16 protein-coding genes are annotated in these 15052 nt (G+C 70.4%); 6 read left to right on the forward strand and 10 right to left on the reverse strand.

Annotation, left to right across the window (positions count from 1 at the left end):
* Positions 1-129: 129 nt before the first annotated feature.
* On the forward strand, positions 130-1152 hold the full coding sequence (locus AQJ46_RS36440) for a Gfo/Idh/MocA family protein (protein ID WP_059209619.1): 1023 nt from the start codon (positions 130-132) through the stop codon (positions 1150-1152).
* A 57-nt stretch (positions 1153-1209) separates the two neighbouring features.
* Here AQJ46_RS36440 and AQJ46_RS36445 read toward each other — a convergent pair whose 3' ends face one another.
* The 3 genes from AQJ46_RS36445 to AQJ46_RS36455 all read right to left on the reverse strand — a co-directional run bounded on the left by AQJ46_RS36445 (position 1210) and on the right by AQJ46_RS36455 (position 4465).
* The gene (locus tag AQJ46_RS36445; protein WP_059209620.1) at positions 1210-2397 is read right to left on the reverse strand and encodes a cytochrome P450 family protein; all 1188 of its coding nucleotides are present in this window, start codon (positions 2395-2397) and stop codon (positions 1210-1212) included.
* A 39-nt stretch (positions 2398-2436) separates the two neighbouring features.
* Positions 2437-3126, reverse strand: a complete 690-nt coding sequence (locus AQJ46_RS36450) for a response regulator transcription factor (RefSeq protein ID WP_208617037.1) — start codon at positions 3124-3126, stop codon at positions 2437-2439.
* A gap of 79 nt (positions 3127-3205) precedes the next feature.
* Complete coding sequence (locus AQJ46_RS36455) at positions 3206-4465, reverse strand: sensor histidine kinase (RefSeq protein ID WP_059209621.1); 1260 nt, start codon at positions 4463-4465, stop codon at positions 3206-3208.
* A gap of 169 nt (positions 4466-4634) precedes the next feature.
* Between AQJ46_RS36455 and AQJ46_RS36460 the strand changes: the two genes are divergently transcribed.
* Positions 4635-4835 carry a hypothetical protein gene (locus AQJ46_RS36460; protein WP_059209622.1) on the forward strand — a complete coding sequence of 67 codons (201 nt, stop codon included), beginning with the start codon at positions 4635-4637 and terminating at the stop codon, positions 4833-4835.
* Between the two features lie 54 nt (positions 4836-4889).
* Here AQJ46_RS36460 and AQJ46_RS36465 read toward each other — a convergent pair whose 3' ends face one another.
* Together AQJ46_RS36465 and AQJ46_RS36470 are read right to left on the reverse strand one after the other, a co-directional pair.
* Entirely contained in the window at positions 4890-5276 is a 387-nt protein-coding gene (locus AQJ46_RS36465; protein WP_057617210.1) for a ribonuclease domain-containing protein, read from the reverse strand.
* A gap of 132 nt (positions 5277-5408) precedes the next feature.
* Positions 5409-5867, reverse strand: a complete 459-nt coding sequence (locus AQJ46_RS36470; protein ID WP_059209623.1) for a hypothetical protein — start codon at positions 5865-5867, stop codon at positions 5409-5411.
* Between the two features lie 152 nt (positions 5868-6019).
* On the opposite strand from AQJ46_RS36470, the gene AQJ46_RS36475 reads away from it, so the two are divergent.
* Positions 6020-6775, forward strand: a complete 756-nt coding sequence (locus AQJ46_RS36475; protein ID WP_208617038.1) for an SDR family oxidoreductase — start codon at positions 6020-6022, stop codon at positions 6773-6775.
* 75 nt (positions 6776-6850) lie between these two features.
* Here AQJ46_RS36475 and alc read toward each other — a convergent pair whose 3' ends face one another.
* Entirely contained in the window at positions 6851-7966 is a 1116-nt protein-coding gene (alc, locus tag AQJ46_RS36480; RefSeq protein ID WP_059209708.1) for an allantoicase, read from the reverse strand.
* A gap of 37 nt (positions 7967-8003) precedes the next feature.
* On the reverse strand, positions 8004-9341 hold the full coding sequence (allB, locus tag AQJ46_RS36485) for an allantoinase AllB (protein WP_059209624.1): 1338 nt from the start codon (positions 9339-9341) through the stop codon (positions 8004-8006).
* Between the two features lie 263 nt (positions 9342-9604).
* Here allB and AQJ46_RS36490 point away from each other — a divergent pair, with 263 nt between their 5' ends.
* The gene (locus AQJ46_RS36490) at positions 9605-10399 is read left to right on the forward strand and encodes an IclR family transcriptional regulator (protein WP_059209625.1); all 795 of its coding nucleotides are present in this window, start codon (positions 9605-9607) and stop codon (positions 10397-10399) included.
* Between the two features lie 15 nt (positions 10400-10414).
* Here AQJ46_RS36490 and AQJ46_RS36495 read toward each other — a convergent pair whose 3' ends face one another.
* Positions 10415-10699 carry a DUF5955 family protein gene (locus tag AQJ46_RS36495; RefSeq protein ID WP_225886167.1) on the reverse strand — a complete coding sequence of 95 codons (285 nt, stop codon included), beginning with the start codon at positions 10697-10699 and terminating at the stop codon, positions 10415-10417.
* Between the two features lie 205 nt (positions 10700-10904).
* On the opposite strand from AQJ46_RS36495, the gene AQJ46_RS36500 reads away from it, so the two are divergent.
* Together AQJ46_RS36500 and aceB are read left to right on the forward strand one after the other, a co-directional pair.
* A complete protein-coding gene (locus AQJ46_RS36500) occupies positions 10905-11504 on the forward strand; it encodes a nucleotidyltransferase family protein (protein WP_059209626.1) in 600 nt (199 codons plus the stop codon).
* Between the two features lie 184 nt (positions 11505-11688).
* A complete protein-coding gene (gene aceB / locus AQJ46_RS36505) occupies positions 11689-13314 on the forward strand; it encodes a malate synthase A (RefSeq protein WP_059209627.1) in 1626 nt (541 codons plus the stop codon).
* Here the strand turns inward: aceB and AQJ46_RS36510 are convergent.
* A complete protein-coding gene (locus AQJ46_RS36510; protein ID WP_059209628.1) occupies positions 13304-13615 on the reverse strand; it encodes a SelT/SelW/SelH family protein in 312 nt (103 codons plus the stop codon). The genes aceB and AQJ46_RS36510 overlap by 11 nt on opposite strands.
* Complete coding sequence (locus AQJ46_RS36515; RefSeq protein WP_059209629.1) at positions 13612-14517, reverse strand: HipA family kinase; 906 nt, start codon at positions 14515-14517, stop codon at positions 13612-13614. Before AQJ46_RS36515 ends, AQJ46_RS36510 begins: the two co-directional genes overlap by 4 nt.
* Between the last annotated feature and the right edge of the window lie 535 nt (positions 14518-15052).

A 15052-nucleotide genomic window follows, 5' to 3' on the forward strand; every position in this document is an offset into this window, starting at 1 on the left:
GTCGGGTCCACTCCTGGTTTCGGCACGGGCCCGAGCGTAGCTCCGTGCGTTGTTGACGGGAAGTCGTGTAGTCAGATTGTCCGGACATACAGATTGACAGCAGGGGGTTCCCGACCACACTTTGTTCACATGCGCATCGGGGTCATAGGGACGGGCCGCATCGGCACCATTCATGCGAACACGCTCAGCCGCCATCGGGAGGTCGGTTCCTTAATCCTCACGGACGCGGACGGAGCACGGGCCCAGGAGCTCGCGCACCGCCTCGGGGAGACCGCGGCCCCTGGGGTCGACGAGATCTTCAAATGGGGCGTGGACGCCGTGGTGATCACTACGGCGACCTCGGCCCATGCCGAGCTGATCGGCCGGGCGGCGCGCTCGGGACTGCCGGTGTTCTGCGAGAAGCCCATCGCACTCGACCTGCCCGGCACGCTGCACGCCATCGCCGAGGTGGAGACCGCCGGGACGGTTCTCCAGATGGGCTTCCAGCGCCGCTTCGACGCGGGCTACACGGGCGCGCGCGAGGCGGTGCGCTCGGGACGGCTCGGACGGCTGCACACCGTGCGGGCGCTGACCTCCGACCAGGCGCCGCCGCCGGTCGAGTGGCTGCCGCTGTCCGGCGGGCTGTACCGGGACACCCTGATCCACGACTTCGACATCCTGCGCTGGGTGACCGGGCACGAGATCGTCGACGTGTACGCCGCCGGGTCCGACGCCGGTCCGCCGATGTTCCGGGCCGCGGGGGACGTCGACACCGCGGCGGCCGTGCTCACCCTGGACGACGGGACCCTCGCGACGGCCACGGCGACACGGCTCAACGGGGCCGGGTACGACGTGCGCATGGAGCTCGCCGGGGAACTGGACCAGGTCGTGGTGGGTCTGGACGACCGGACACCCATCGCGTCCACCGAGCCCACCGGGCCACCTGCGGCGGACAAGCCGTGGACGGGGTTCCTGGAGCGCTTCGGTCCGGCCTACGAGGCCGAGCTGGCCGCGTTCATCGAGGTGGTCAGAGGCGAGCGAGCGAACCCCTGCGACGGGCGCGAGGCGTTGCAGGCGCTACGGGTCGCCGAAGCGTGCGAGGTGTCCCGGCGCGAGCGCAGGGCCGTACGGCTGGCGGAGATCCCGGGCGGCGCGAGCGCGGCCGCGTTCTGAACCCGTCCCGCCCGATCGACCTCACTCCAGCACACCCACCGACAGCCCCGCCAAGCCCTACCACCGCACCGGCAGGCTCCGCACTCCTCTGATCAGCATTCCCGGCAGCCACTCCCCGGCGGGCCCGGCGAGCGCGAGGGCCGGGGCCCGGTCCAGCAGGGTCCGGATCGCCGTGCGGGCCTCCAGGCGGGCCAGCGGGGCGCCCAGGCAGTAGTGGATGCCGTGACCGAAAGCGAGGTGGCCGCGGGGGTCGCGGCGGATGTCGAAGCGGTCCGGCGCCGGATAGCGGGAGTCGTCGCGGTCGGCCGCGCTCAGGCAGATCATCACCGGGTCGCCCTCGGCTATGGCCCGTCCCGCTATCTCCAGGGGCTCGGCGGCGAACCGGAACGTCGCATTCTCCACCGGGCCCTCATAGCGCAGCGTCTCCTCGACCGCGCCGTCGATCAGGCTCATGTCGGCGCGCAGGGCGGCGAGTTGGTCCGGATGGGTGAGCAGGGCGTGCACGCCGTTGGTGATGAGGTTGACCGTGGTCTCGTGGCCCGCGATCAGCAGCAGGAAGGCCATGCCGCGCAGTTCCGACGGGGAGAGCCGGTCGCCGTCCTCGGCGGTGGTGCGGATGAGGTCGCCGAGCAGGTCGTCGCTCGGTCCGGCGCACCGCTTGTCCTCGATCAGCTCCGTCAGGTACTCGCCGAGACGCAGGACGGCGTCGTACGAACTCTCCGCGCTGGTGGGTGCCACGACCTCCGTGGACAGCTTCCGGAACTCCGCGCGGTCCATCTCGGGTACGCCGAGGAGCTCGCAGATGACGGTGATCGGCAGCGGGTAGGCGAGGGCCTGCACCAGGTCGGCGCGGCCGTGCGGCAGCATCGTCTCGAGGAGGTCGTCGGTGATCTCCTGGATCCTGGGCCGCAGTTGCTCGACCCGGCGCATGGTGAAGGCGCGGGAGACGAGCCCACGCAGCCGGGTGTGCTCGGGCGGGTCACTGCCCAGCAGATGGCGGCCGATCAGCTCCTCGTCGTCGAACACCATGCCGATTCTGCGGCCGTCCTTGGACAGCCTCGGATCGGCGAGTGCCGCGCGCGCCTCCACGTGCCCGACGACGAGCCAGGTCGAGTAGCCGGCGTCGGAGCCGGGCGGTCGCACCCGGTGCACCGGGCCGAGGCCGCGCAACTCGGCGTACACGGGGTGCGGGTCGACACGGAACGCGTCGCCGTACTCCCCGAGATCGATCACTGCTTCGGTCATGGACTCCCCCTTCACACCGTCAACGCCCGGTGACCGCGTCTAGTGCCCGTCCGGCTCGGATTCCGCGGACTGTTCCAGCAGCCCCGCGTCGTACGCCAACAACGCGATCTGCACCCGGTTGTTGAGGTCGAGCTTGGCCAGCACGCGGGAGACGTGGGTCTTGACCGTGGCGACGCTCATGTAGAGGGCGGCGGCGATCTCGGCGTTGGACAGGCCCTGGCCGACGGCGACGGCGACCTCGCGTTCGCGGTCGTTGAGGGCGGCGACGCGCTCACGCGCGCGTGCCCGTCGGGTGTCGGCGGCGGAGCCGACCGCGTGCTCCATCAGCTGGCGGGTGACAGTGGGCGACAGGACGGGGTCGCCGGCCGCGACCCTTCGTACGGCGGCGAGGATCTCGGCGGGCGGAGTGTCCTTGAGGACGAAACCGGCGGCGCCCGCACGCAGGGCGCGCAGGACCTGCTCGTCGGCGTGGAAGGTGGTCAGGACCACGACCTGGGGGGCGTCGGGGCGGCCGCGCAGCCGTTCCGTGGCCGTGAGGCCGTCCACGGAGGGCATTCTGATGTCCATGAGGACGACGTCCGGGCGGGTCCGGTCCACGACCGCCTCGACCTCGGTGCCGTCCGCCGCCTCTCCGACGATCTCGATGTCCTCGGCGCCGCCCATCATCAGGGACAGACCGGCCCGCACGAGGGGGTCGTCGTCGACGAGGAGCACTCTGATCACAGTCATGGGCCTACGTAATCACGGGGAGGCAGAGTCCAATCACCCTTGTGGCCGGGCGAGTTGCCGTATTGACGACCAGGCGACGTCACCCCCACGGCAGCCACGCCCGTACCCCGAACGCCCCGTCCTGCTCCGCCCCGTACTCCAGCCGGCCACCGGCGAGCGTGGCGCGCTCAGTGAGGCCGATCAGGCCCTGTCCCGAGCCGGGGACGTGCGGCACCTCACCCTCGGGCGCGGGGTTCCGCACGGTCACGACGAGGCCCTCGCCCGGGCCGCCGGTAACGGTGACCGTGACCTCCGTGCCCGGGGCGTGCTTGCGGGCGTTGGTGAGGCTCTCCTGGGCGATGCGGTAGGCGGTGCGGCCCACGGACGCGGGCACGGCGACGGGGTCGGCCACGCGACTGTCGAGGATGACCTTCATGCCGGCCTCGCGGGACTCGGCGACCAGTGTGTCCAGCGCGGCGAGGGTCGGCTGGGGCCGGCCGGTGTCGTCGTGGTCCGCCGCCCGCAGCACCCCGATGATCTCCCTGAGATCCTGGAGCGCCTCGTGCGCGCTCTCCCGGATCACACCGGCCGCCCTCGCGACCTCCTCCTGGGGCGCGTCCGGCCGGAACTCCAGGGCACCCGCGTGGACGCTCAGCAGCGTCAGCCGGTGCGCGAGGACGTCGTGCATCTCGCGCGCGATGGCCTCGCGGGCGAGCCGCTGCGCCTGTTCGGCCCGCAGTCGCGCCTCGGTCTCGGCGCGCCGGGCGCGGTCACGCAGGCTGAACATGAGCTGGCGTTTGGCCCGTACGAGCAGGCCCCAGCCGACGATCGCGGCGATCAGCACCACTGAGAGGACGACCGAGACGAGATACGGCAGGTCCGCGTCGGGCCGCAGCCGGTAGGTGAGTGGGACCACGGCGATGTTGATGCCGCCCGCCCAGGCGACGTAACGGAAGGGGCGGTGTACGGCGAGGGTGAAGACGGCGATCATGCAGGCACCGCCGGCGGTGTCCGAGAGCACCCCGAGCGGGATCGTGGCCAGGGCGAGGCCGAGCGGCCAGCGGCGGCGCAGCCACACGGCGGCGCAGGCCAGCGCGCCGAGCAGCTGGTCGAGGGTGGCCGCGGTGTGCGACACATGGGGATTGTTGCCCACCGCGTCCGCGGCGATCATGCCGATCAGGACGGCCAGGAGGAAGCAGGAGAAGTCGACGATCCAGTCGCGCGCGGTACGCCGTGGCCGCCGTCCGGGCCGCACGGCGGACGGGTCGAACTCGTGGATCACCGCGGACGGCAGCAACCAGCGTCGGCCGGGGAAGGCCGGAGGTTCGGGAACCGTCTTGTCACCGCTCACGGTCGACAAATCTACGCAGCGCGGGCCCGCCGCACCCGTCCGTGGACGGCATCCGCGACCAAAGTCGCGACACCGCAGACTTTCGGCGCGGGCGGCCGCGTGGTTCCGATGCTTTCGTGGGAGGAGGCTCGCCCCGCGGCCGATGTCCGTGGGGGGTCCGCGGGGCGAGGGTCCATCCATGAAGCAACTGCTGGAACTGCTCGGTTTTCTCGCGCTGGTGCAGGGCGGGACGGGCCTGCTGCACGAGTTCACCGACTGGCACGTCGGCCTCGTCCAGCGCATCGGTTTCCTCGACGGCTACGAGGTCTACGCGAGTGTCGCCCTGATCGTGCTGGCGTTCGCGCTGTTCGCCGCCGCCGAGAGCCGGAGGTCCGGCTGAACACCGCCGGACCTCCGGCCGGTCGCACTGTTCTCCGGGCTGCCGGGTGGGGGCTCAGCAGCCGTAGTCGACCAGGTCGAACGTGTCGTAGTGGTCGGCCGTGTAGTAGTCCTCCTGGGTCTTCTCACCGGTGACGATCCGGCGAGCTCCGCGCGTGGAGGATCCGGGCGTGATGACCGTGTACTCGTGGTAGTAGCCGGTCGACCGGCTCGGCAGGACGCCTTCGCGGTTCTGGAAGACGACGCCGTCCTGTGAGTAGGGGTAGGGGCCGCCCTGCTCGATGAGGTCCAGGGTGTCGTACGCCTGGGAGGGCAGGTCGCTGTAGCAGATGCTGCCGACCGCGGCGGCCGCCGGGGTGGCGGTGACGGCGCCGCCGACGAGGAGAGCGGACAGGACGGCGGCAGCCGCGCCGATACGAGTGATCCGTGGGGGGAATCTCATGCCCTCATGATGACGCGCGTAGACAGTGGCATGTCAATGACAACTCTGGAGAATTTCCCGTCAAGTCCGATGAGTTTTCAGGAAGTTAACCTGCCGCCCGGAGTCTTCACGCGAGCCGGGGCACGGCATGGATCAGGGCTTGCTGCGGAGGTTCTCGATCCGTTGGGCGAAACCGTGGAACGAGCTCTGAACGTCCATCACTTCGGTGAGGCTGGTTCCCGCCTTGCCGGACTTGGCGTTGCGCACGCAGCGCGAAGCGGCCGTGTCGAGCCGGTCGAGCGCCTCCTTCCAACGGGTCTGGGCAATGTCGTCCGGCACTGCGCCGTAGGCCCTCGCCGCCTTCACGTCGTCGAGCACCTGACTGCACTGTGAAGCGACGGTGGAGTCCGAGCCGATCGGATCGCTCACCTGAATCAGTGTGGTCACATCCTTGGCTATGGCGGTCATGTGCTTCTGACCGCCCTTCTCGGACCAGCTCTCCAAGGTCTCCTCGTCGTCGGAGCAGCTTGCCAGCGTGGTGAGCAGCAGGGCCGCGCCGGTCGAGACGAGAACACCTCGTACGACGGGACGCGCGCTGACCGACAGGTTCATGGGATGCACCCTCTTCTTCGCGTGGGAATGATCCATGCTCTCGAGCCACAGCCCTGGATGCGTCGGGGGAATTACTGACTCCTCTACGTAGGCCGTCATCGCTGAGGTCGGTGTCCGAGCGCCGCCAGCGATTCCGGGCCCGCGCCGGTGGGATGGGTGTCATGACAACGACTTACGGAACTCTGAACGGCAAGGTCGCGCTCGTCACCGGCGGCAGCCGGGGGATCGGTGCGGCAACCGCGGTGCGGCTGGCGCGGGAGGGCGCGGATGTGGCCGTGACGTATGTGGACGCCAAGGAGGCGGCCTCGGACGTCGTACGGCGGGTCGAGGCGCTGGGGCGGCGGGCCGTCGCCCTGCGGGCGGACTCCGCGGACGCGGAGGAGGCGGCGGGGGCGGTTCTCCGTACGGCGGAGGCGCTCGGTGGGCTGGACGTGCTGGTGAACAACGCGGGCGTGGGGGTGCTCGGTCCGCTGGGCGAACTGTCGCTCGCGGAGGTCGACCGGGTGCTGGCCGTCAACGTGCGCGGAGTGTTCCTGGCCTCTCAGGCGGCGGCCGCGCGGCTGCGGGACGGGGGGCGCATCATCACGATCGGCAGCTGCATGACCCAGCGGGTGCCGGGTCCCGGCGGGACCCTGTATGCGACGAGCAAGTCGGCGCTGACCGGACTGACCAAGGCCCTCGCGCGCGAGCTGGGACCACGGGGGATCACGGCGAACATCGTGCACCCCGGGCCCACGCACACCGACATGAACCCGGCGGACGGTCCGTTCGCCGCAGGGCAGGCCGCGATGACCGCGGTGGGGCGGTTCGGGACGGCGGAGGAAGTGGCGTCGATGGTGGCGTATCTGGCGGACGCGGCGTACGTCACCGGTGCCGAGTTCTCGGTGGACGGGGGGCACGCGGCGTGAGGTAGCCGCATCTCCTTCTCGCCCCCGCGGACACCTACCGTGCGCCCCGGGGGCGTTATCCCCGGGGCGCACGCCTCAGCCGCCCAGCTCCTGGTGCTTCGCCGACAGCGCCGCCGCGCCGCCCTCAGTCAGCGAGCCGAACAGCCGCAGCCGCGAGATCCCCCCGTCCGGGAAGATGTCCACGCGCGCGTGCGTGCCCACCGCCGGCGTCGGCAGCACGAAGCGGTGGTTGGTGTCGGGCTGGAGGCGCGTGCGCGGGAGGATCTCCCGCCAGTCGCCGTCCTCGCCGTCACGGACCGACACCGATGCCCAGCCCGCGCTGTTCCCCTTCAGATACGCCGTGTCGATCTCGATCGCGCGGATCCAGGACTGGGCCACCAGCCGGTAGCGGATCCAGTCGTTCCCCTGGTCACGACGGCGTCGGGTCTCCCAGCCGTCGTCCATCTTGCGGGAGCGTCCCGGCTGGATGGTGTTCGACGCCGGCGAGTAGAAGAGGTTCGACGCGTCCTCCGCCTGGCCGCCGTTCTCCAGGGCGACCACGTCGAAGGTGCCGAGGATCTCCAGCCACGCCGGGTCCGGCACGACCTCGCCGTACACGCGCAGGCGGGCGATGCCACCGTCGGGGTGCTGGTTGACCCGCAGGTGCGTGAAGCGCTGTTCCAGCGACACGGAGAAGCCGTTCGCCGCATGGCCGCCGACCGGCGTCCGCGGAACGAGCGTCGTCCACTTCACGTCGTCGCCCAGCAGTTCCCCGGGGGACGGGGAGCCTGCCACGGAGGTGCCTTCGACCGACACCGCCTGCGGGTAGTTGCCGCGGAAGTGTGCCGTGTCGACCACGATTCCCCGGACGACCCCGGGCGCGCCCAGGCGTACCAGCGCCCAGTCGTGGTCCTCGGCCGTCGGCCAAGGGTGTTCGGCCGAGGCGCCCCGGCGGCGCCGCGTCTCCCAGCCGTCCATGATCTTGCCCTTGTGCCCGAAGTGCTCGGGGTCGAACTCGGCCCGCCCGGGCACCAGCAGGTTCTCACGCTGGGCGAAGAACTCGTCGTTGGCGGCGATGACTCCGGCGCCGAGCGTCCGTGCGGCGAGGTTGGCGTACTGGGTGAAGGGGAAGTCGGCGGTGCGGTAGTCCGCGTACGGGTCACCGCCGCCGTACGGGTTCGCGTCGCCGGTGAAGCTGGGAATCGCCGTCACGTACATGTGCCTTTCTGGAGTGGGCCGTGCGGGTGGATCAGGGCGTACGGGTGAGCAGTCGGCCCTTGGGAGCCGTGAACTGGCCGTCCACCACGATGCGTTCGCCGCGCAGCCAGGTCGACTTCACGACGCCGTACAGGGTCTTGCCGGCGTACGCCGTGACACGGTTGCGGTGCTGGAGGGCCGCCGGGTCCACGGTGAAGGTCTCGTCGGGCGCGAGGACCGCGAAGTCGGCGTCGCGGCCGGCCTCGATGGCGCCCTTGCGGTCCAGGCCGACCAGTTGGGACGTCCGCGCGGACATCCAGCGGACCACGTCCTCCAGCGAGTGACCGCGCCCCCGGGCCTCCGTCCAGACCGCCGCCAGACTCAGTTGAAGGCCCGAGATGCCGCCCCACGCGGTGGCGAAGTCGTCCGTCTTCAGGTCGGCCGTGGACGGCGAGTGGTCGGTGACCACGCAGTCGATGGTGCCGTCGGCCAGCGCCTGCCAGAGCAGGTCCTGGTTGGCGGACTCACGGATGGGCGGGCAGCACTTGAACTCGCTGGCGCCGTCCGGGACTTCCTCGGCGGTGAGGGTGAGGTAGTGCGGGCAGGTCTCGACCGTGATGCGGACGCCCTCCGCCTTGGCCCGGGCAATGAGCGGCAGGGCGTCGGACGACGACAGGTGGAGCACGTGCACGCGCGCGTCCAGCCGCTTCGCCTGGGCGATGAGCTGGGCGATCGCCGTGTCCTCGGCGTCGCGCGGGCGGGACGCCAGGAAGTCCGCGTACCTCGGACCGGCCTGCTGCGGGGCGGCCTCCAGGTGGTGCGGGTCCTCGGCGTGCACGATCAACAGGCCGCCGAAGGAGGCGATCTCGGCCAGGGAACGGGCGAGTCCGTCCTGGTCGAGATGGGGGAACTCGTCCACGCCCGACGGGGACAGGAACGCCTTGAAGCCGAAGACACCGGACTCGTGCAGCGGACGCAGGTCCTTGACGTTGTCGGGCAGGGCGCCACCCCAGAAGCCGACGTCGATGTGGGCCTTGTCGGCGGCGACCTCCTGCTTGGTACGGAGGTGGTCGACCGTCGTCGTGGGCGGCAGGGAGTTGAGCGGCATGTCGACGAGGGTGGTGATGCCGCCGGCCGCCGCGGCGCGTGTGGCGGTCCAGAAGCCCTCCCACTCGGTGCGGCCGGGGTCGTTGACGTGCACATGGGTGTCGACGAGGCCGGGCAGCAGGACGTCGTCGCCGAGGTCCTCGACGCGGACACCCGACGGCACTTCAGCGTCGTACGGCAGTACGGCCGTGATCCTCCCGCCGGCGACCGCGACCGACGCGGCCCGCGTCCCCTCGGGTGTGATGACGCGCGTGGAGCGCAGCACCAGTTCAGTGTCGGACACCCGGACCCCTCTCTGCCGCCGTTAACTTCCGCGTAACGGAATTCAACTTTCTGTTGAAGGAGTCTTCACTCCCGGTCGAGCGCCGTCAAGGGCACACTTCCCCACACTGCACCCTGCGCCGACCCCCTGGATTTTTCCACCAAGCGGAATTAGGATTCCAGCAAGCAGAACGTAGCCATCCACCAGCAGGGAGTCAACCGACTGCCGGGTAGGCTTCTGCCCTCCTGCCCAGACCCGAAAGGCAGCTCCGAAAGGAACGCGCCGTGCCGACGTCCAGCGCCAGCACCACCGACTCCGCCAAGTCCGCCGGCGGCGGGGTCCAGTCCCTCGAGCGCGCCTTCGATCTGCTGGAGCGGATGGCGGACGCGGGCGGAGAAGTCGGACTGAGCGAACTGTCCGCGAGCAGCGGGCTGCCGTTGCCCACCATCCACCGCCTGATGCGGACGCTCGTGTCCTGCGGATACGTCCGCCAGCAGGCCAACCGGCGCTACGCCCTCGGCCCGCGCCTGATCCGCCTCGGCGAGTCGGCCTCCCGGCTGCTCGGCACCTGGGCCCGCCCCTACCTCGCCCGCCTGGTCGAGGAGACCGGCGAGACGGCCAACATGGCGCTGCTCGACGGGGACGAGATCGTCTACGTCGCCCAGGTGCCCTCGAAGCACTCGATGCGCATGTTCACCGAGGTCGGCCGGCGCGTCCTGCCGCACTCCACGGGCGTCGGCAAGGCCCTGCTCGCCCACACCCCCGACGACGAGGTCCGCGCCCTTCTCTCCAGGACCGGCATGCCGGCCGCGACGGAGAAGACGATCACCACGCCGGACGGTTTCCTCGCGGCCCTCGAGGACGTGCGCGGCCAGGGCTACGCGGTCGACGACAACGAACAGGAGATCGGCGTCCGCTGCCTCGCGGTCTCGGTGCCCAACTCCCCCACCGCCGCCGCCATTTCGATCTCCGGACCGGCGGGGCGGGTCACGGAGGCGGCCACGGAGAAGATCGTCCCGGTACTCCAGCAGGTCGCCTCGGAACTGTCGGAGGCGCTGGCCAGCCAGAACCCGGGGTGACGACCCCGCACCGGCCTAGCGCCGCGGCTCCCTGAACAACTCCACCGCGTTGCGTACGTCGGTCAGCCCCCGCGACAACGCGCTCACCGATCCGATCGCTCCCGCGATCAGCAGCAACGACCGTCGCAGGCGCGGGATTTCGGGGGTTCCGTCGATCGTCATGGCGGCCAGCGCGGCGAGTTCGTCCTCGGCGATGCCCCGGTCGGGGAACTCGGCCGGGTGCGCGGCGAGTTCGCGGCGCAGCCGGGACACCGCGGTCCGCAGTTCCGCCACTCTCGGATCGTTGTCGCTGCCGGTCACTGGCCTCTGTCCCAAGCTCCGCAACACAGCTCTCCCCCTCGCACACCTTCGTGCGCCCCAGCACCGTGAAGCCCCGTCGGCGTTGGTCGGACCCCTGGGGACGCGGGTCAGTAAACGCCACGCAGGGCGCCGCGCGCCACCGTACGGACCGAAATTCAGCCCGTGGAAACCCGGCGCACGCCGGCGGGTCAGGTATGCAGGACCCATGACGGAGAACGAACAGCAGGTCGCCGGACTGCTCCTGGCCGCGGGCGGCGGACGACGGCTCGGCGGGCGGCCCAAGGCGCTGCTCGAACACCGGGGCCGCCCGCTCGTCGAACACGCCGTCGGCGTCCTGCGCGCGGCCGGCTGCACCCGCGTGCACGTGGTCCTGGGGGCCGCCGCGGCGGCCGTACGGGAGCGGGCGGAGCTCGGTGACTGCGTGCTCGTGGAGAACCCGGAGTGGGCCGACGGCATGGGGTCGTCGCTGCGGGCCGGGCTGGACTCGCTCACCGGAACGAAGGCGCGGGCCGCGCTGGTCTCGCTCGTCGACCAGCCCGGCATCGGGGCGGCGGCGGTACGCAGGGTGCTCGCCGCGTATGAGGACGAGACCTCGCTCGTCTCGGCCGTCTACGACGGGGTACGCGGCCATCCCGTCCTCCTCGGCGCCGCGCGCTGGGCGGGGATCACCGCGACTGCGACCGGGGACCGGGGGGCACGCGCCTATCTGAAGGAGCACGAGGACGCCATCACGCTCGTCGAGTGCGCGGACGTGGCCGAGCCCTACGACATCGACACGACGGCCGACCTGACGCACCTGGAGTGAGCACACTGGCACTGAGCGCCACATTGGCTCGACTCGGAGAATCTCGACATCAACAAACCATTGAACTTCCACGATGAGGAAACTAGTATCCACTGTCCAGAAGCGTCCTTCTCCCGTGCAGGGCGCCGCTCGCGTACCCGGTTCGACTGGCACCCGGTGCCACCGCTGAAGGAAGTGACAGCTCATGTCCGCACCAGCGCCGTCCCCGCTGGCCATCGTCGACGCCGAGCCCCTGCCGCGGCAGGAGGAGGTCCTCACCGAGGCGGCCCTCGCCTTCGTGGCCGAGCTGCACCGCCGGTTCACGCCGCGGCGTGACGAACTCCTCGCCCGCCGCGCCGAGCGCCGCGCCGAGATCGCCCGCACCTCCACGCTCGACTTCCTCCCGGAGACCGCCGCGATCCGCGCGGACGACTCCTGGAAGGTGGCCCCCTCCCCGGCGGCCCTGGACGACCGCCGGGTCGAGATCACCGGCCCCACCGACCGCAAGATGACCATCAACGCCCTGAACTCCGGCGCCAGGGTGTGGCTCGCGGACTTCGAGGACGCCTCGGCGCCGACGTGGGAGAACGTCGTCCTCGGGCAGGTCAACCTTGCCGACGCGTACACCCGGAACATCGACTTCACGGACGAGAAGTCCGGCAAGTCGTACGCGCTCAAGGCCGACGAGGAGCTCGCCACGGTCGTCATGCGCCCGCGCGGCTGGCACCTGAACGAACGCCACCTGGCCGACGCGAGCGGTGCCCAGGTCCCGGGCGCGCTCGTCGACTTCGGCCTGTACTTCTTCCACAACGCCCAGCGTCTGCTGGACCTCGGCAAGGGCCCGTACTTCTACCTCCCGAAGACGGAGTCGCACCTGGAGGCCCGCCTCTGGAACGACGTGTTCGTCTTCGCGCAGGAGTACACCGGTATCCCCCAGGGCACCATCCGCGCGACCGTGCTGATCGAGACGATCACCGCGGCGTACGAGATGGAGGAGATCCTCTACGAACTGCGCGACCACGCCTCGGGGTTGAACGCGGGCCGCTGGGACTACCTGTTCTCCATCGTCAAGAACTTCCGTGACGGCGGCGCCAAGTTCGTCCTTCCGGACCGCAACGCGGTCACGATGACGGCCCCGTTCATGCGCGCGTACACCGAACTCCTCGTCCGCACCTGCCACAAGCGCGGCGCGCACGCGATCGGCGGCATGGCGGCCTTCATCCCGTCCCGCCGGGACGCCGAGGTCAACAAGGTGGCCTTCGAGAAGGTCCGCGCCGACAAGGACCGCGAGGCCGGCGACGGCTTCGACGGCTCCTGGGTCGCCCACCCCGACCTGGTCCCGATCGCCATGGAGTCCTTCGACAAGGTCCTCGGCGACAAGCCGAACCAGAAGGACCGGCTGCGCGAGGACGTCCACGTCGAGGCGGCCGACCTCATCGCGATCGACTCGCTGGAGGCCAAGCCGACGTACAACGGCCTCGTGAACGCCGTCCAGGTCGGTATCCGTTACATCGAGGCCTGGCTGCGCGGGCTCGGCGCGGTCGCCATCTTCAACCTCATGGAGGACGCGGCCACCGCCGAGATCTCCCGCTCGCAGATCTGGCAGTGGATCAACGCGGGTGTCGAGTTCGAGAACGGTGAACTCGCCACCCCGGAGCTGGCCCGCAAGGTCGCCGCCGAGGAACTGTCGACCATCCGCCAGGAGATCGGCGAGGAAGCCTTCGCGGGCGGCCACTGGCAGCAGGCCCACGACCTGCTGCTCCAGGTCTCCCTCGACGACGACTACGCGGACTTCCTGACGCTGCCGGCGTACGAGCAGCTCAAGGGCTGACATCCTCCTGCGGGACCTTGTCCGAGTGGCCCAGGGACTTTTCCGGGGCCACTCGGTCGCGTACGGCCTGCTTGACCGCCGTCGGCTCCGGGAAACCCTGCTCGCGGCGGTCCCAGACGACCTCGTCGCCGACCCGGACGACGAAGATCCCGCCTTTGCCGGGCTTGAGGGCCAGTTCCGTCAGCTCGGTCTCGAAGGTCGTGAGCAGTTCCTGCGCCAGCCAGGCCGCGCGCGGCAGCCAGCGGCACTGGGTGCAGTACTCGATCTCGACCCGCCGGGAGTCCGAAGAAGGCTCCGTCATCCGAGGTGCACCGACCAATCCTGTTCCGCGGCCGGCTTGCCGTGCAGGTCGGGGACCCGCTTCAGCCACTTGGGCCGGCCTTCCTGTGTCTTCGCCGCGCGGAGAGCCTCCTCGGCGGCGATTTCCTCCCGGGTGGGAAAGTCGGTGGGCAGCCAGGCCCCGGAGGCCCGCACGCGCGCGTGGAGGTACGCCACATAGGCCTCGCGTGCCTCGTCCGGGGTCGCGAAGCCGGTGAGCCAGGCATCGGGGACGGCCGCCGTGACCTCGCGCAGGACGTCGAGAGTGACCTTGGGCGCCAGTTCCGCGTCGGCGGCGCGGACGTCCGGGCCGTAGTGACCGAGGGAGTGGTGGCGGAAGTCGTACGACTTCGACGGATCCGTGGCCTCCCAGCGGTGGTGGAAGACGAGAGCGGCGCCGTGGTCGATCAGCCACAGACGCGGGGGTGCGATGCCCAATGTCGGCCAGATCATCAGGTTCGAGCTGTGGACCGTACGGTCGACGTTCACGGTGAGCGCGTCGAGCCAGACGATCCGGCCGGCCTCCATCGGGTCGACCGGGAACGTCCTGGCCACCTCGGGGGTGAAGTCGCGGGCGCCCGGAAGGTAGTCCATGCCGAGGTTGAGGCCCGCGCTGGCGCGGTGGAGCTCGCGTACCTCCTGGTGCGGCTCGCTGTCGGCGATCTCCGGGTCGAAGTGCACGAGGACCAGCTCGGGAAAGCGCAGCCCCAGCGCCCGCGCCAGCTCACCGACGATCACCTCGGCGACCAGCGCCTTGCGGCCCTGCGCGGAACCGGTGAACTTCACGACGTAGGTGCCCAGGTCATCGGCCTCGACGACTCCGGGGACGGAGCCGCCGGCAGGCAGGGGCTCGACGTAGCGGGTCGCGGTGACCTCTCTCAGCATTTTCTCAGGCCACCCCCCTCTTCAGCCTTGCAATCCACGACCGACCTCGGCGCCCCAAACAGCGGAAATGGCCCGTCAGCAGCCCTGGGGGAATCTGGGGAGTTTCGAATGGCATGCAGATCTCCCTGCCTCCCCAGCAGTTTGTCGATGGCCGTCCGCCCCTTGCTTCCGGCCTCCGGCATGAAGTGAGCATAGTAACCGAGGGTGATCGCCGGCGAGGAGTGCCCGAGCCACCGTGCCAAGGTCACGACGGACTCTCCGGCTTCCAGCATGATGGAGGCGTAGGTGAGCCTCAGCGCGTGGAAACCATCCCTCGGTGCAGCCTCCCATGGCCAGTCCTTTGCTCCCTTGACACGCGGCGCGAGCCTTGGCCAGCACAGGCTTCCAGGTGTAGGTGTTCCACGTGTTCACCGCAATGGCATTACCGAATCGTGTGGTGACCAGCAGGGAGAACTTCCTCCGCTGCCCCTCCGGCTTTCCCCACGGCAGCTCCACCTCCACCGGCGGGAACGCTTCGATGTGACGCTTTAGCTCC

Source organism: Streptomyces canus (assembly GCF_001514145.1).
GTDB lineage: Bacteria > Actinomycetota > Actinomycetes > Streptomycetales > Streptomycetaceae > Streptomyces > Streptomyces canus.